Here is a 17081-nt window from a genome sequence, read left to right as displayed (position 1 = left end):
TTTGGCGCCGCGGGAGTGTCGTGAGCGCTCACGGCCCGTGCACGGCGCGCTGTCCGCGCCGCTTGGCATAATCCTTGAGGCTCGTTATCTCTACCTATCGGAGGATCCATGACTTACAAGGTCGGCGACATGGTTGTCTATCCGCGCCACGGCGCCGCGAAGGTGGAGGCCGTCACCGAGCGCACGGTCAGGGGCGTCACCCGCCAGTACCTGCAGCTGTCCGTCCTGTCCTCCGACGGTCTGGTCATCAACGTGCCCGTCGACAACGTGAAGAAGGTCGGCGTGCGTGACATCGTCGACGCCGGCGAGGTGGCGAAGGTCTTCGAGATCCTGCGCACCCCGGTTGTAGAGAAGGAGATGAACTGGTCGCGCCGCTACAAGCTCAACGTGGAGAAGATCGCCACCGGCGACGTCAACAAGATCGCCGAGGTGGTGCGCGACCTCGCCCAGCGTAACGTGGACGAGCACGGCCTGTCCGCCGGCGAGAAGCGCATGCTCACCAAGGCGCGCTCCATCCTCACCTCGGAGATCGCGCTGTCCGAGCATATGGAGGAATCCGAGGCGCAGCGCCTGCTCGACGTCAACCTCGGCTACGCCGAACCGCAGCCGGGCGACGAGAAGCACCACACCCAGGCCCCCGAGGAGCCGGCCAGCGAGACGATGGCCCGCCTCGAGGCCGAGAAGAAGGCCCGCAAGAAGTGAGCGCGCCGGCCGTCGGCCAGGGCTTCGACGCCCACCGGTTCGCCGAGCCGGGCAGTGGGCGCGAGCTGTGGCTCGCCGGCCTCAGATGGCAGGAGCCGCTCGCCGGAGGCGAGGGCATCGAGGGGGATTCCGACGGCGACGTGGCCGTGCACGCCCTCATCGACGCGTTCCTGTCCGCGGCACGCCTGGGCGACATCGGCGGCCTGTTCGGCGTCGGTTCCGGCGCGCATGGCGCCGGCATGCACGGCTTGGCGATGCTGCGCGAGACCGTCGCCCATCTCAACGCCCATGGACGCACGCCGCTGTCCGCCTCGGTGACGGTGATCGGCAACCGTCCGCGCATGGCCACGCGCCGCGCCGAGGCCGAGGCGGCGCTGTCCTGCGCCGCCGGCTGCCCGGTCTCGCTGACCGCCACGACCACCGACGGCCTCGGCTTCGCCGGCGAGGGGCGGGGGCTGGCCGCCATCGCCACCGCCCTGGTCGACTGAGCCGGCGCTGGCCGGTCAGCGCCGCAGGTGCTGCACGCCCCGCGCGATCGCCCAGAACAGCGTGGACAGCGTCACGATGATGAAGCTCGGGGGAGCGGGGAACATCGCCGACAGCACCAGGCCGCCCCAGATGGACACCAGGCACAGCACGGAGGCGACCAGCATCGCCTTGAACGGCGAGCGGGCCACGATGTTGCCGGTGGCGGCCGGCGTGATGACCAGCGCGAAGATGAGCAGCGTGCCCACCGCCGGCACGGCGATGGTGATGACGCCGGCCATGATGGCCATGAACGCGACGTTCATCAGCCCCACCGGCACGCCCTTGGCCCGCGCCACCTGCTCGTCGAGCGAGCTGAACAGCAGCGGCCGGTAGATGACGGCCAGCACGAGCAGCAGCAGCACGTCGAACACCGCGAAGCCGAGCACCTGCCCGTCGCTGATGGTCAGGATGGAGCCGAAGAGGATGGACTGCATCTGCGAGCTGGCCGAGGAGGACAGCCGCGCGAAGAACAGGCCCAGGCCGGTGGCGAAGGCGAGCACGGTGCCGGTGGCGATGTCACGCTCCGAGACCTTGCGCCCCAGCGCGCCGATGACCAGCGCCCCGCCCAGCGCGAACACGCCCATGCCCAGGGAGACCGGCAGCCCCAGCAGCACCGCGCCGGTGGCGCCGGGCAGCCCGATGTGCGCCAGCGCGTGCGCCGCGAACGTGGATTTGCGCGCGATCGTGAAATACCCCATGGCGCCGGCCGCGACCGCGATGCACAGCCCCGCCGCGAAGGCGTTGGCCATGAACGGCGCGGTGAGCACGTCCATCCAGTCCGGGTCGAATGCGAATCCGATGCCCTTGCCCATGTCAGTCCTCCCTGCCGGCGCCGGCCTCGGCGCCATGGTGATGGAAGGCGACCACCTCGGCCGCCGTATGCGTGTCCACGGGCGCGTCGCCCGTCTGGTCGGGGGAGGGCGTGACGAACATGTCGCCCTGCGGCGTGGTGACGACCTGCACCCTGGTGCCGTACAGGTGGGTGAGCAGATCCGAGTCCAGCACCTCGTTCATTGCCGAATAATGTGGGTGCCCGTCGAGCAGGTACACGGCGCCGGTGAGGATCGGCAGCAGCATGTTGAGGTCGTGGGCCACCATCTGGATCGTCATCCCGTATTCCCGGTTGAGCCGGGCGAGCACATGCACCAGCGCGTGCTGGGAGGCGAGGTCGAGGTTCGCCAGCGGCTCGTCGAGCATGAGCAGGCGGGGCCGGCACACCAGCGCCTGGGCGATGGCCACGCGCTGGCGCATGCCGCCGCTCATCTCCGACAGCCGGTAGCGCTCCTTGCCCTCCAGGCCCACGAAGCGCATCGCCTGGGCCGCCTCCTGGCGCTGGGTCTTGGTGACCGGCCGGATGCCGAAGCGCGTGCCCGTCAGTCCCAGCAGCACCGACTGCTCGGCGGTGAGGTTCGCGTCGATGTCGGCGGCGTAGCTCTGAGGCACGTAGCCGATCTGCCGGTTCATCGCGCCGGCCGGCTTGCCCAGCACCGTCACCGAGCCGTGGCTCAGCGGCACCAGGCCGAGCTCGGCCATCATCATCGTGGTCTTGCCGGTGCCGTTCGTGCCGACGATGGCGGTGACCGAGCCTTGAGGAATCGCGAAGTCGCCGTGCTGCCAGATGAGACGGCCTCCGCGGGTGACGGCCGCGTCGCGGAACACGATGCAGTCGTCGGATCGTTGTGTGGAATGGATGGTCATGGCGCCCATCCTCTCAAGCGGTACTGACAACCATTCTCAGTAAGCGATGACCGGGCGTTCCCTCCCGGCTCATTCGTCCTGGTCGCTCCGCTGGTCCGGCTGGCCCTGCGCGTCGGCGCCGTCCGCCGGGCAGACGCGTCCGATGGCCTCCTGGTCCTTCCCGTCCGCGCCGTCGGCCGACTCGGCGTGGTCGGACCCGCCGGCCTCGCCGGACGGGTCGGATTCGCCGGCGCCGTCGGTCCCGTCGGATTCGTCGGCCTGATCACATCCGTAGGAGGGATCGACCTTGTCGATGATCTGGTTGACCAGTGCGTTGATCCAGCCGACAAGCGTCGCATGGTCGCCGGGCATCTGCTCGCTGACGTCCATCACCGGCACCTGCGCCTGCCCGGCCGCGTCGACGATCATGCCCGCCGCGTCGGAGGCTTCCTGCGGGTTGTCGATGAGCAGCGACGCCTCGTGCCGTTTGAGCACCTCCTGGAAGTCCTTGAGGTCGGCGGGCGCCGGCTCGCCCTCGGAGGCGACCGCCTGCGCGTAGCCGGTGGGGGTGACGTCCTCGAAGCCCAGGTCGGCCATGAGATAATGGGCCACGGCCTCGGTGGCCGCGTAGGAGGCGCCCTTGTCCGCCTTCGCGAAGCCGTCGGTGAGCTCGTCCAACCGATTCTCGCGGCCCTGCCACGCCTCGAGCCGTCGCTGGAAGTCCTTCGCCTTGCCCGGCCGCTCCTTGGCGAACGCATCCGCCAGCTCCTTGGCCATCGCGGCGCGCGCATCCTTGGAGAACCACAGATGGGGGTTGTCGCCCTCCATGGCGCCCACCATATCCGCCGCGGAGACGAGCAGGACGTCCTGGCGCAGCGACTTCGTGGCCCAGGCGTCATAGCCGGCGCCGTTGGCCACCACCACGTCCGCGCGCGAGAGCGCGGCCCGGTCGGCGGCCTTCGGTTCGAAGCCGTGCGCGTCCACGCCGGTGGAGGAGAGCACGGAGGTGACCTGCACGTCCTCGCCGCCGATCTCCTCGGCCAGCGAGCCCCACTGGTTGACCGAGGCGACCACCACGATCGGTCCGTTCGGCACCGGCACCTGCCCCGATTTCTTGTCCGGGTCCGTCTGACCTCCCTGCCCCGTGGGCGAGCCGCAGGCGGCCAGCGCCGCCACCGCGGCCGCCGCGGCCAGCGCCGCGGCCAGACGCTTCGTCCAATGCGCGTGAATGTCCATGAGTTCCGCCTTCCGGGAACGTCTTTGAGCCGGTCATAAGCACAACCGATGGGGAAGCCAGCCCATCGGCTTCAACGATAGCCTACAATGCACCCAGTCACCTCACATGGAAAGGACCGTGCAAGCATGACGGTGAAGCTCGATGGCAAGGCCGCGGCCGCCGCGATCAAGGCTGACCTGGCCGACCGCGTCGCCCGGCTCAAGGAACACGGCGTGGCTCCCGGGCTGGGCACGCTGCTCGTCGGCGCGGACCCCGGCTCCGTGCGCTACGTGGCCGGCAAACACGCCGACTGCGGGCAGGTGGGCATCCGCTCCATCCGCCGCGACCTGCCCGCCGACGCCTCCGAGGCCGCCATCGCCGACGCCGTCCGCTCCCTCAACGAGGACCCGGCCTGCACCGGCTTCATCGTGCAGCTGCCACTGCCCGCGGACGTCGACCAGGACCGGATCATCGGCCTCATCGACCCCGCCAAGGACGCCGACGGCATGCACCCGGCCAACTTGGGCGAGCTCGTGCTCCACCTCGACGGCTGGCCCGCCACGCCGCTGCCATGCACCCCGCGCGGCGTCATCGCGCTGCTCGAGCGCGGCGGCATCGACCTGGACGGCAAGGAGGTGTGCGTGCTCGGCCGCGGCATCACCATCGGCCGCACCATCGGCCTGATGCTCGCCCGCCGCGACATCAACGCCACGGTCACGCTGTGCCACACCGGCACCCGCGACATCGCCGCCCACACGCGCCGCGCCGACGTCATCGTCGCCGCGGTCGGCTCCGCCGGCTTCGTCACCCCGGACATGGTGGCCGAGGGGGCCGTGCTCGTCGACGTCGGCGTCAGCCGCGTCTGGGACGGGCAGGCCGGCCGCTGGCGCATCAAGGGCGACGTGGACCCCGCCTGCTACCCCAAGTCCTCGGCCTACACGCCCAACCCCGGCGGCGTCGGGCCGATGACCCGCGCGATGCTGCTCGAGAACGTCGTCTCCATCGCCGAGCGCCGGCTGACCGCGTAGCGTCCGCGGCCGGGCGCCCGGCCGCGCGACACGCCCGGATTGCTTGGGCACGCTCCCTAGTATTCTGGGCTTTTGTGTGCCCGGCGCATACGGACCTCATAACTGAATATCGAATCATTATCCATCCACTATTGAGAAACCATTACCTACATGGCAGAGAACAACACTGAGATCACCAAGGTCGCCATCAACGACATCGGCACTGAGGAGGATTTCATCAAGGCAGTCGATTCCACCATCAAGAACTTCGACGATGGTGATCTGGTCGAGGGCACCGTCGTCAAGATCGATCACGACGAGGTCCTCGTGGACATCGGCTACAAGACCGAGGGCGTCATCCCCTCCCGCGAGCTTTCCATCAAGAAGGACGTCGATCCCGACGAGGTCGTCCAGGTCGGCGACCAGATCGAGGCCCTTGTCGTCACCAAGGAGGACAAGGAAGGCCGTCTGATCCTGTCCAAGAAGCGCGCCCAGTACGAGCGCGCCTGGGGCGACATCGAGAAGATCAAGGAAGTCGACGGCGTCGTCGAGGGCACCGTCATCGAAGCCGTCAAGGGCGGCCTCATCGTGGACATCGGCCTGCGTGGCTTCCTGCCGGCCTCGCTCGTCGAGATGCGCCGCGTACGCGACCTCACCCCGTACATCGGCCAGAAGATCCAGGCCAAGATCCTCGAGCTCGACAAGAACCGCAACAACGTGGTCCTGTCCCGCCGCCAGTACCTCGAGGAGACCCAGTCCGAGGTGCGCGAGACCTTCCTCTCGCAGCTCAAGAAGGGCCAGATCCGCGAGGGCGTGGTCTCCTCCATCGTCAACTTCGGCGCATTCGTCGACCTGGGCGGCGTGGACGGCCTGATCCACGTCTCCGAGCTGTCCTGGAAGCACATCGACCACCCGTCCGAGGTCGTCAAGGTCGGCGACAAGGTCACCGTCGAGGTGCTCGACGTCGATCTGGACCGCGAGCGCATCTCCCTGTCGCTCAAGGCCACCCAGGAGGATCCGTGGCAGCGCTTCGCCCGCACCCACGTCCCCGGCCAGATCGTCAAGGGCAAGGTCACCAAGATCGTGCAGTTCGGCGTGTTCGTCTCCGTCGAGGACGGCATCGAGGGCCTGGTGCACATCTCCGAGCTCGCCAACCGTCACGTCGAGAACCCGGAGACCGTGGTCAAGCCGGGCGAGACCGTGTTCGTCAAGGTCATCGACGTCGACCTGGACCGCCGCCGCATCTCCCTGTCCCTCAAGCAGGCCAACGACTCCGTCGACCCGGCCTCCGAGGACTTCGATCCGGCGCTGTACGGCATGCCGGCCGAGTACGACGAGCAGGGCAACTACAAGTACCCCGAGGGCTTCGACCCGGAGACCAACGAGTGGATCCCCGGCTTCGAGAAGCAGCGCGAGGAGTGGGAGGCCCAGTACGCGGCCGCCCACGACCTGTGGGAGCAGCACAAGGCGTTCGTGGCCAACGAGATCGAGCATGCCGCCGAGTCCGCGGCCGCCGATGGCCAGGGCCCCAAGGAGGAGCGCGTCGAGGAGGTCTCCAACTACTCCTCCGAGTCCACCTCCACCGGCACCCTCGCTGACTCCGACCAGCTGGCCGCCCTGCGCGATCAGCTGCTCGGCAAGTGAGCGCATAAGGCATAGCGCCTGACCTCATGCCCGGTCCCCGCCTCGCGGGGGCCGGGCATTCCCATAGGACGGGGGACAAGGGGAAGCGATGATCCGCATCGGCCTGACCGGGGGCATCGCCGCCGGCAAAAGCACGGTGGCCGCCCGGCTGCGCGAACGCGGCTGCCTGCACATCGACTACGACGCGCTGGCACGGCAGGTCGTCGAACCCGGGGGAGCGGCGCTGCCGGCGATCGCCGCCGCGTTCGGCCCGGACGCCATCGGCCCCGACGGCACGCTCGACCGCGCCTGGGTCGCCGAACGCGTGTTCGGTCCCGACGCCGCCCCCGGCGCCAGGGAACGCCTCGACGCCATCGAGCATCCGCTCATCTACCAGGCCGTAGCCCGCGCCGAACGGGCGGACGCCGCCTCGGGCCATCCCCACGCCATCGTCGTCCACGACGTGCCCCTGCTGGCGGAGGTGCTCGCCGACCTGCCCTTCCGCTTCGACCACATCGTCTCCGTCGAGGCGCCCGAGGCCACGCGCATCCGCCGCATGGTGGCCACGCGCGGCATGAGCGAGCGGCAGGCGCGCGACCGCATCCGCCACCAGGGCACCCGGGCCGAGCGCGAGGCCATCGCCGACGTCATCATCGACTCCACCCAGCCGATGGCGCGGATGTGCGAGCAGGTCGATACACTGGTGGTGCGGTGGCAGGCCGAGGCGGAGGCATAGGGGCGCGGCCGGCGGGCCGCAGGAAGGCACGAGGCATGGGAACGAACATCGAACGCAGCAGCAGGCCCTTCGTGGTCAAATCGCCGTACCGGCCCTCCGGAGACCAGCCGCAGGCCATCGAGGAGCTGGCGCGGCGCATCGAGGACGGCGAGAACGACGTCGTGCTCATGGGCGCCACCGGCACCGGCAAAACCGCCACCACCGCCTGGCTCATCGAACGGCTCCAGCGGCCCACGCTCATCATCGAGCCGAACAAGACGCTCGCCGCGCAGCTGTGCGCCGAGTTCCGCGAGCTCATGCCCGACAACGCCGTCAGCTACTTCGTCTCCTACTACGACTACTACCAGCCCGAGGCGTACATCCCGCAGACGGATACGTACATCGAGAAGGACTCGAACATCAACGACGACGTCGAGCGCCTGCGCCACCAGGCGACGGCGAACCTGCTCACCCGGCGCGACTGCGTGGTCGTCGCCACCGTCAGCTGCATCTACGGCCTGGGCACGCCCGAGGAGTACGCCGGACGCATGCTGCTGCTCAAGGAGGGCCAGCAGATCGACCGCGACCAGCTGCTGCGCAAGTTCGTGGACATGCAGTACAAGCGCAACGACATCGCCTTCACCCGCGGCACCTTCCGTGTGCGCGGCGACACCGTGGAGATCATCCCCGTGTACGAGGAGCTGGCCGTGCGCATCGAGTTCTTCGGCGACGAGATCGACCGCATCACCACGCTCCACCCGCTGACCGGCGACGAGATCGAGCACGTCGGGCAGATCCACCTGTTCCCCGCCTCCCACTACGTGGCCGGGCCCGAGCGCATGGAGCGGGCGCTGAAGACCATCCGCGAGGAGCTCGACGAGCGCGTCGCCGAGCTCAGGAAGCAGGGCAAGGAGCTCGAGGCGCAGCGGCTGACGATGCGCACCACCTACGACCTGGAGATGCTCACGCAGGTGGGCGTGTGCTCCGGCGTGGAGAACTATTCGCGACATTTCGACGGGCGCGCCCCCGGCACCCCGCCGCACACGCTGCTCGACTTCTTCCCCGACGACTTCCTGCTCGTCATCGACGAAAGCCATGTGACGGTGCCGCAGATCGGCGCCATGTACGAGGGCGACGCCTCCCGCAAACGCACGCTGGTGGAGCACGGCTTCCGCCTGCCCAGCGCGATGGACAACCGGCCGCTCAAATGGCCGGAGTTCCTCGAACGCGTCGGCCAGACCGTCTACCTGTCCGCCACGCCCGGCGACTACGAGCTGGGGCTGTCCGACGGGGTGGTCGAGCAGATCATCCGGCCCACCGGCCTGCTCGACCCGAAGGTGGAGGTGCGCCCCGTCGACGGGCAGGTCGACGACCTGCTGGCGGAGATCAAGGCGCGCGTGGTGCGCCACGAGCGCACGCTGGTGACCACGCTGACCAAGAAGATGGCCGAGGACCTGACTGACTACCTGCTCGAGCAGGGGATTAAGGTGGAGTACCTCCACTCCGACGTGGACACGCTGCGCCGCGTCGAGCTGCTGCGCGAGCTGCGCGAAGGTAAGATCGACGTCATCGTCGGCATCAACCTGCTCAGGGAGGGCCTCGACCTGCCCGAGGTGAGCCTGGTGGCGATCCTCGACGCGGACAAGGAGGGCTTCCTGCGCTCCTACCGCTCGCTCATCCAGACCATCGGCCGCGCCGCGCGCAACGTGGACGGCACCGTGCTCATGTACGCGGACAAGGTCACCGAGGCGATGCGCCAGGCCATCGACGAGACCGACCGCCGCCGCGCCAAGCAGATCGCGTACAACAAGGAGCACCACATCGACCCCAAGCCGCTCATCAAGAAGATCAGCGACGTCAACGACATGCTCGCCAAGGAGGACGTCGACACGGAGACCCTGCTCGCTGGCGGCTACCGCAACGCGGGCAAGGCCGGCAACACGCATCTGGGCGTGCCCGCCGCCAACGAGGACGAACGCCGCCGGCGCCACGAGGAGATCCTCAGGGCCGGGCTGCCCGCCCAGGACCTGGCCGACCTCATCCGCCAGCTGTCCGAGCAGATGCACACCGCAGCCGAACAGCTCCAGTTCGAGCTGGCCGCCCGCCTGCGCGACGAGATCCGCGACCTCAAGAAGGAGCTGCGGGCGATGACCACGGCCCGGCGATAGGGGGCGTCCCGGCGGCGGGCGGCTGGGTCAGTGCCTTTCCATAGACTGTGGAGACATGGCAGAAACCCCCCTTGCATTTGACATCGCCACCTTCGTGGCGATCGCCGCGTTCTTCGTCGTCGACCTCGTCATCATCGGGCGGCGTCCGCATGTGCCCAGCACGAAGGAATGCGTGCGGCACATCGTGTTCTTCGTCGTCATGGCGCTGGTCTTCGGCGGATGCATCTGGTTCTTCGCCGGATCCAAGCCCGCCATCGAGTTCTACTCCGGCTGGCTCACCGAATACAGCCTGTCCATCGACAACCTCTTCGTGTTCGTCATCATCATGGCGAACTTCGCGGTGCCCAAGCAGCTGCAGAAATTCGTGCTGTCCATCGGCATCACCGTCGCGCTCGTGCTGCGCGGCGTGTTCATCCTCATCGGCGCCGCCATCATCGAGCGCTTCACCTGGGTGTTCTTCCTGTTCGGCGCCTTCCTCATCGTCACCGCCCTCAAGCTGGTGCTCGGCGGCGACGAGGACGAGGAATACCACGAGAACGGCCTCATCCGCACGCTGCGCAAGGTCGTGCGCATCACCGACGACTACGACGGCGAGAAGCTGAGGACCACCAAGGGCGGCGTGCGCTACTGGACCCCGATGCTCATTGTGTTCCTCGCCATCGGCACCACCGACGTGATGTTCGCCTTCGACTCCATCCCCGCGATCTTCGGCCTGACGAAGGACCCGTTCCTCGTGTTCACCTCCAACGTGTTCGCGCTGCTGGGCCTGCAGCAGCTCTACTTCCTGCTCGGCGCCCTGCTCGACAAGCTGGTCTACCTGCCGGTGGGCCTGTCCATCGTGCTCGGCTTCATCGGCGTCAAGCTCATCATGGAGGCCCTGCACGGCAACTCGCTGCCCTTCATCAACGGCGGCCAGCCTCTCTCCTGGGTGCCGGAGGTGCCCACCTGGCTGTCCCTGGCCGTGATCGTCGTGGCCATCGGCGGCGCCGCCATCGCCAGCATCATCCGCATGCGCAAGGGCTCCGGCTCCGAGCCGGCCGCCGCCTGACGCTTGCCGTCACAGCGTTGTTAGCGCTCACAACACACCGGCTCCAAAAGTGGAGAACCGCGTGCAAGGCTAGTAGACTGAATCAAGGAATCCGCCCGGCCATCCGGCCGGCGGCAATAGGAAACACAAGATAAGGCAGGCATTCCATGCGCAAAGCCAAGATCGTCGACACCCTCGGTCCCGCGACCAACACCCTCGAGGAGATCACCAAGCTGGTCGAGGCCGGGATGAACGTGGCCCGCATCAACCGCTCCCACGGCACCGCCGAGGAGCATCTGGCGGTGTACAACAACATCCGCGAGGCCGGCAAGAAGACCGGCAAGAACGTGGCCGTGCTCGTGGACCTCCAGGGCCCGAAGATCCGCTGCGGCTGGTTCAAGAAGAACGAGCAGGGCGAGGACAAGGTCTTCCTCAAGGCCGGCCAGGAGTTCGTCATCACCACCGACGACGTCGAGGGCGACGAGCACATCACCGGCTGCACCTTCAAGGGCCTGCCGGGCGATTGCCATCCGGGCGACCCGATCCTCATCGACGACGGCAAGGTCCGCCTCGAGGTGACCAAGGTCGAGGGCAACAACGTCCACACCAAGGTCGTCGTCGCCGGCCCCGTCTCCTCCCACAAGGGCATCAACCTGCCGGGCGTGGCCGTGTCCCTGCCGGCCCTGACCGAGAAGGACGAGGAGGACCTGCGCTGGGCCATCCGCACCGGCGCCGACATCATCGCCATGTCCTTCGTGCGCTTCGCGACCGACATCGACCGCGCCCATGAGATCATGGACGAGGAGGGCCGCCGCATCCCGATCGTCGCCAAGATCGAGAAGCCGCAGGCGCTGGAGAACCTCGAGGAGATCGTCAAGACCTTCGACGGCATCATGGCCGCCCGCGGCGACATGGCCGTCGAGTGCCCGCTCGAGGAGGTGCCGCTGGCCACCAAGCGCATCATCGAGCTGTCCCGCCAGTACGCCAAGCCGGTGATCGTGGCCACCGAGGTCCTGGGCTCCATGACCAACTCCCCGGTCCCGACCCGCGCCGAGGCCTCCGACTGCGCCAACGCCGTCCTCGACGGCGCCGACGCCACGATGACCTCCAACGAGACCGCCGTCGGCAAGTACCCGGACACCACCGTCGCCACCATGGCCCGCATCTCCGCGTACGCCACCGAGCACGGCTTCGACCGCATCCCGACGCTGAAGAACCTCGACATGTCCTCCACCGGCGCCGTCTCCTCCGCCGCCGTGGACCTGGCCGACAAGCTCAACGCCAAGGCCATCGTCGCCTACACCCAGACCGGCAGCACCGTGCACCGCGTGTCCCGCGAGCGTCCGGCCGCCCCGATCTACGGCCTGACCACCAACGAGCACACCTACCACTGGCTCAACCTTTCCTGGGGCACCGAGGCCTTCCTGCTCGACCAGGACTACCACGACATGTCCCGCAAGGACCTCATGACCTTCACCGACAAGGTCCTGCGCGAGGCCGGCAAGGTGTCCGACGGCGACAAGATCGTGGTCCTGAGCTCCGCCCAGGGCGACCACAAGCCGGGCAGCACCGACTCCATCTACGTGCACACCGTCGGCGCCTGCGACTGACCGTGGCACGCGCGGATGACCCGGCTTCGGCCGGCTGACCGCGACTGACGGCGAAGGCCCCGTTCCCAGCAGGGAACGGGGCCTTCGCGTATGCGCCGGGCAGCGGGTCCGCCGGCTCCGGCGCGGGGCCGTGCGCGTCTCTCAGTCGTCGATGTGGTCGAGGCTGCCGGAGTGCAGGCGCAGGATCGCGATGACGGACTTCGCGTCCACGACCGTGCCGTTGATGACCATCTGGTAGGCGTCCTCCACGTCCACCAGACGCACGTTCGAGCGCGGCGACTCCGGGCCGATGTCCGTGCGTTCCGCAGGGGTCAGGCCCTTGGCGAGGAACAGCGAGGTGTGCTGCGTGGAATAGCCCGGCGTGTTGAGGAAGCGCGTGAACTGCACGAGGCGCCGGGCCTCGAAGCCGGCCTCCTCCGCCAGCTTGCGCGCCGCCACCTGCATCGGACGCTCGGCGGGCGAGTCGGCATGGCCGGCGGGAATCTCCAGCGTCCAGCGGTGGTTCGCCAGGCGGTACTGCTCCACCAGCGGCACCCTGCCATCGTCGGTCAGCGCGATCACGCCGACGGTCTCGCCGTTGTTCTCATGGATGAAATAGCGTTCGAACGAGCCGATCTGGTTCGACTCGTACGTCACATGGTCGACGTTGAAGTAGTGGCTCTCCACGATCTGCTTGCGGCAGATCTCCTTGACAGGCGACGGACGCCATGGGTCGAACGGCCGGTAGGTTTCATTGCTCATTGCTGTCCCTTCTCGGAAAAACTCAGCCTGCCCTCATTCTAGGCCGGCCGGGGCCGTCCGGACGGCAGGACAGGCCGGATTCCTCCCCGGTGCCCACCACGGCGGCGTGTGTCGCCGGATGGCGGAGCACATGTGGTATGCTTTCTCAGGCTATGCCGCTGTGGCGAAATGGTAGACGCAGAGCACTCAAAATGCTCCGAGCCCGCGCTCGTGCCGGTTCGAGTCCGGCCAGCGGCACGACAACAAGACCCGGGAGCGACCGACGCCGGACCGACGGCGCCGGCCGCGTCCGACAAGAAAAAGGGGAAGGCATGGCCGCACGGAACACCCAGGACGAGCCGATGGAGACGGTGCTCACCGAGGAGGAACTCGAAGCCGTCGCGAAGGGGGAGGACGCCGCCTCGGCCGAGCCCGAAGCCAAGAAGAAGGACGATCCCGACCGCAAGCGCACCGTCGTCGTGGCCGAGGACGAGTCCGTCAACCGCATGGACCTGGTCGGCATGCTCGAGGACAACGGCTACGAGGTCGTCGGCGAGGCCGCCAACGGCGAGGAGGCCGTGGAGCTGGCCCGCCGCGAACGCCCGGACGTGGTGTGCATGGACGTCAAGATGCCGCGCATGGACGGCATCACCGCCGCCGGCATCATCTGTGACGAGAACATCGCGCCCGTCGTCATGCTCACCGCCTTCTCCCAGCCCGACCTGGTCAAGAAGTCCACCGGTGCCGGCGCGATGGCCTACGTGACCAAGCCGTACGAGGAGTCCAAGCTGTTGCCTGCCCTCGAGGTGGCCATGGGCCGCTTCGCCGAAATCAACGACCTGCTCGACTCCGTGGAGGCCACCGAGACCAAGCTCAAGGAGACCGAGGCGGACCTGGCCAAGGCGCAGGCCGACCTGGTCAAGGCGCAGGACGCGCTCGAGGAGCGCAAGCTCGTCGACCGCGCCAAGGGCCTGCTCATGGACAAGGCCGACTTCTCCGAGCAGGGCGCCTTCCGCTGGATCCAGAAGACCTCGATGGACCAGCGCATCCCCAAGAAGCGCCTCGCGATGGCCATCATCGCCAAGTACGGCGACCCGAAGCCGGAGCGCGAGGAGCACTGACACCCTCCGTCCCCGCCACCCCGGCCCGACCGGGCGGTGCTACGCTAGGCCACATGGCGGAGAACACCACAGAGAACAACCTGAACACCACGCGCGGAACGCTGCTGGCCGTGGACGGCCATTCGCTGGCGTTCCGCGCGTTTTTCGCGCTGCCGGTCGACAACTTCAGCACCGAGTCCGGCCAGGCCACGAACGCCGTCTGGGGATTCGCGACGATGCTCTCCCAGGTCATCGACGCCGAGCGGCCCGACCGACTCGCCGTCGCCTTCGACGTCAAGGGCGGCACCTTCCGCAACCGGATGCTGCCCCAGTACAAGGGCACGCGCGAGGCCGCGCCCGAGGAACTGCTCACCCAGCTGCCGCTCATCCAGGAGATGCTCGCCGCGATGGGCGTCACCTACATCGAGAAGCCCGGCTACGAGGGCGACGACGTGATCGGCACCCTCGCCACGATGGGCGAGGCCGCCGGCTACCACACGCTCGTCCTCTCGGGCGACCGCGACGCGTTCCAGCTCGTGGACGACAACGTGACCGTGCTCTACCCCGGCCACCACTTCAAGGACCTCAAGCGCATGACCCCGGCCGCCGTATTCGACAAGTACAAGGTCACCCCGGCCCAGTACCCCGACCTCGCCGCGCTGCGCGGCGAGACCGCCGACAACATCCCCGGCGTGCCCGGCGTCGGCGACGGCTTCGCCGCCAAATGGATCAACCAGTACGGCGGCCTCGACGGCATCATCGCCCACGCCGACGAGATCGGCGGCAAAAAGGGCGAGGCGCTGCGCGCCAACCTGGAGCAGATCCGGCTCAACCGCCGGGTCAACGCGCTTGTGCGCGACGTCGACCTCGGCGTCACCGTCGACGACCTCGCCTTCGGCCACGTCGACGCCGCCCGGGTGGACGACCTGTTCGCCCGGCTCGAATTCGGCAGCCGCACCCGCGCCCGCATCCTCAGGTCCTTCAACGGCGGCGAACTGCCCAAGGCCGCCGGCAAGACGGAACCGGCCGCCGGCCAGGAGAACGGGCTGGCGGCCGCCACCCCCCAGCGCATCGACGACGCCGCGGCGCTCGAGGCCTGGGCCGGCCGCTGGATGCCCGAGGCCGACGCGACGCCATCGGGCACGCGCAACGACCCCGACGCCACGGCCGCCACGGCCGCCACGGCCCCGGACGCGCCGGGCCTGGCCATCGACGCCGACCTGGCCTGCGCCGACGCGCTCGCCCGCCGCTGGACGCTCGACGCCACCGGCTCGGCCAAACCCGGCCAGGCCCGCCTCGAGACGCTCGTCCTCGCCGCAAACGGCCACGCCGCCGTGCTCCGCGCGCCCCTCGACCCCGCCCTGGCCAAGGCCACGCAGCGGCTCATCGACACGCACGCCGGCACCATGACGGTCCACGGCGCCAAGGAGCACATGCATCTGCTCGCCGCAGCCGGCCTGACGATGCCGCTGCCGATGCTCGACACCAAGCTCGCCGGCTACCTCGTCCAACCCGACTTCCACGCCGACGACCTGACGCACGCGGCCGCCCACTTCCTCGACATCCACCTGGATGAGGAGCCGGAGGCGACCCAAGGCCAACTCGACCTGGGCGACGGCGCCGCCGGCGACGAGGCCGCCGACGAGCCCGACGGCAGGCGCGAGGCCACCCGCGCCGCCATCGTCGACGCACTGGCCGCCGCATTCGGCCCCACGCTCGACGAACGCCGCCAGTACGGTCTGCTCAAGGACCTCGAACTTCCCGTCTCCCGCGTGCTCGGCGACATGGAACGCCAGGGCGCCCAGGTGGACGCCACGCGCCTCGCCGCCATGCGCGACGGCTTCGCGGCCGACGCCGAACAGGCCCAGCGCATCGCCTGGGACGCCGCCGGCGACCGCATCAACCTGCAGAGCCCCCGGCAGCTGGCCAAGGTGCTGTTCGAAGACATGGGCCTCAAACCCACCAAACGCACCAAATCCGGCTCGTACACGACGAACGCCGCCGCCCTCCAGGAGCTCTACCTGCGCGCCTCGGGCGATGAGCGGGCCGGCGACTTCCTCGGCGCCGTGCTGCGCCACCGCGAGACGAACAAGCTCAAGCAGATCGTGCAGACGCTCATCGACGCGACCAACCCCGCCGACCAGCGCATCCACACGACCTTCGAGCAGACCGTCGCCGCCACCGGGCGCCTGAGCTCCGTGGACCCCAACCTGCAGAACATCCCCAACCGCAACGCCGCCGGCCGTGAGATCCGCGCCGCCTTCGTGCCCGGCGAAGGCTACACGGCGCTGATGAGCTGCGACTACTCGCAGGTGGAGCTGCGCATCATGGCGCACCTGTCCGGCGACGAGGCGCTCATCGAGGCGTTCCGCTCCGGCGCCGACTTCCACCGCTACGTCGCCAGCCTCGTCTACGGCATCCCCGTCGACCAGATCAGCGCCGACCAGCGTTCGCACGTCAAGGCGATGAGCTACGGCCTGGCCTACGGGCTGTCCACCTACGGGCTGGCCCAGCAGCTGCGGATCGCGCCCCGCGAGGCCGAGGTGCTCAAGGCCCAGTACTTCGCCACCTTCGGCAAGGTGCACGACTTCCTCGAATCCTGCGTGGCCGACGCGCGCCGCAAGGGCTACACCGAAACGATGTTCGGCCGCCGCCGCTACTTCCCTGGCCTCAAATCCCCGAACCGCGCCACGCGGGAGGCGGCCGAGCGCGGCGCGCTCAACGCGCCCATCCAGGGCACCGCCGCCGACATCATGAAGATCGCGATGGTGCGCGCCGAGGCGGCGCTGCGCCGCGAGGGGCTCGCCAGCCGCATCATCCTGCAGATCCACGACGAACTCGTCGTCGAGGTCGCGCCGGGGGAGGAGCACGCCGTCACCGCCGCCATCACCGACGCGATGGAGCACGCCGTCACGCTCGCCGTGCCGCTGGACGTCTCCAGCGGCATCGGCGCCGACTGGCAGCTCGCCGCCCACTGACCCGACCGCG

At 68.8% G+C, this 17081-nt stretch carries 14 protein-coding genes and 1 tRNA gene; 11 read left to right on the top strand and 4 right to left on the bottom strand.

The annotated features are described in order from the left end of the window. Positions 1–108: 108 nt before the first annotated feature. Positions 109–702, top strand: coding sequence for a CarD family transcriptional regulator (locus H7U32_RS03900; protein WP_204468258.1), 594 nt, complete (start codon positions 109–111; stop codon positions 700–702). After that, entirely contained in the window at positions 699–1190 is a 492-nt protein-coding gene (locus H7U32_RS03895; protein WP_204468257.1) for a 2-C-methyl-D-erythritol 2,4-cyclodiphosphate synthase, read from the top strand. Before H7U32_RS03900 ends, H7U32_RS03895 begins: the two co-directional genes overlap by 4 nt. Positions 1191–1205: 15 nt before the next feature. Here H7U32_RS03895 and H7U32_RS03890 read toward each other — a convergent pair whose 3' ends face one another. The 3 genes from H7U32_RS03890 to H7U32_RS03880 all read right to left on the bottom strand — a co-directional run bounded on the left by H7U32_RS03890 (position 1206) and on the right by H7U32_RS03880 (position 4143). Beyond that, a complete protein-coding gene (locus H7U32_RS03890) occupies positions 1206–2042 on the bottom strand; it encodes a metal ABC transporter permease (RefSeq protein WP_204468255.1) in 837 nt (278 codons plus the stop codon). Position 2043: 1 nt separating this feature from the next. Continuing rightward, on the bottom strand, positions 2044–2928 hold the full coding sequence (locus H7U32_RS03885) for an ABC transporter ATP-binding protein (RefSeq protein ID WP_204468253.1): 885 nt from the start codon (positions 2926–2928) through the stop codon (positions 2044–2046). A 69-nt stretch (positions 2929–2997) separates the two neighbouring features. Then, on the bottom strand, positions 2998–4143 hold the full coding sequence (locus H7U32_RS03880) for a metal ABC transporter solute-binding protein, Zn/Mn family (protein WP_275051217.1): 1146 nt from the start codon (positions 4141–4143) through the stop codon (positions 2998–3000). A 126-nt stretch (positions 4144–4269) separates the two neighbouring features. Between H7U32_RS03880 and H7U32_RS03875 the strand changes: the two genes are divergently transcribed. From H7U32_RS03875 to pyk, 6 genes are all read left to right on the top strand, one after another. Further along, on the top strand, positions 4270–5151 hold the full coding sequence (locus H7U32_RS03875; RefSeq protein ID WP_204468251.1) for a bifunctional methylenetetrahydrofolate dehydrogenase/methenyltetrahydrofolate cyclohydrolase: 882 nt from the start codon (positions 4270–4272) through the stop codon (positions 5149–5151). A gap of 150 nt (positions 5152–5301) precedes the next feature. Further along, entirely contained in the window at positions 5302–6774 is a 1473-nt protein-coding gene (rpsA, locus tag H7U32_RS03870) for a 30S ribosomal protein S1 (RefSeq protein WP_204468249.1), read from the top strand. 88 nt (positions 6775–6862) lie between these two features. Then, positions 6863–7489 (top strand): dephospho-CoA kinase, encoded by a 627-nt coding sequence (coaE, locus tag H7U32_RS03865; RefSeq protein ID WP_204468248.1) that lies wholly within the window; start codon positions 6863–6865, stop codon positions 7487–7489. Between the two features lie 35 nt (positions 7490–7524). Further along, a complete protein-coding gene (gene uvrB / locus H7U32_RS03860; RefSeq protein WP_204468246.1) occupies positions 7525–9636 on the top strand; it encodes an excinuclease ABC subunit UvrB in 2112 nt (703 codons plus the stop codon). Positions 9637–9691: 55 nt separating this feature from the next. Beyond that, positions 9692–10684 carry a TerC family protein gene (locus H7U32_RS03855; protein ID WP_204468244.1) on the top strand — a complete coding sequence of 331 codons (993 nt, stop codon included), beginning with the start codon at positions 9692–9694 and terminating at the stop codon, positions 10682–10684. A gap of 146 nt (positions 10685–10830) precedes the next feature. Further along, positions 10831–12273: a pyruvate kinase gene (pyk, locus tag H7U32_RS03850; RefSeq protein WP_204468242.1), complete on the top strand. Its 1443-nt coding sequence runs from the start codon at positions 10831–10833 to the stop codon at positions 12271–12273. Between the two features lie 141 nt (positions 12274–12414). Here the strand turns inward: pyk and H7U32_RS03845 are convergent, their stop codons facing one another. Then, the gene (locus H7U32_RS03845) at positions 12415–13014 is read right to left on the bottom strand and encodes an NUDIX domain-containing protein (protein WP_204468241.1); all 600 of its coding nucleotides are present in this window, start codon (positions 13012–13014) and stop codon (positions 12415–12417) included. Between the two features lie 154 nt (positions 13015–13168). Between H7U32_RS03845 and H7U32_RS03840 the strand changes: the two genes are divergently transcribed. From H7U32_RS03840 to polA, 3 genes are all read left to right on the top strand, one after another. Next, a tRNA-Leu gene (locus H7U32_RS03840) sits at positions 13169–13251 on the top strand. 74 nt (positions 13252–13325) lie between these two features. Further along, complete coding sequence (locus H7U32_RS03835) at positions 13326–14114, top strand: ANTAR domain-containing response regulator (protein ID WP_204468239.1); 789 nt, start codon at positions 13326–13328, stop codon at positions 14112–14114. Positions 14115–14167: 53 nt separating this feature from the next. Continuing rightward, positions 14168–17071 carry a DNA polymerase I gene (gene polA / locus H7U32_RS03830; RefSeq protein ID WP_204468237.1) on the top strand — a complete coding sequence of 968 codons (2904 nt, stop codon included), beginning with the start codon at positions 14168–14170 and terminating at the stop codon, positions 17069–17071. The last annotated feature ends 10 nt before the right edge of the window (positions 17072–17081 follow it).

The organism is Bifidobacterium pullorum subsp. saeculare (genome assembly GCF_016899725.1).
Lineage (GTDB): Bacteria > Actinomycetota > Actinomycetes > Actinomycetales > Bifidobacteriaceae > Bifidobacterium > Bifidobacterium pullorum_C.
This window is presented reverse-complemented; position numbering and strand designations above follow the sequence as displayed.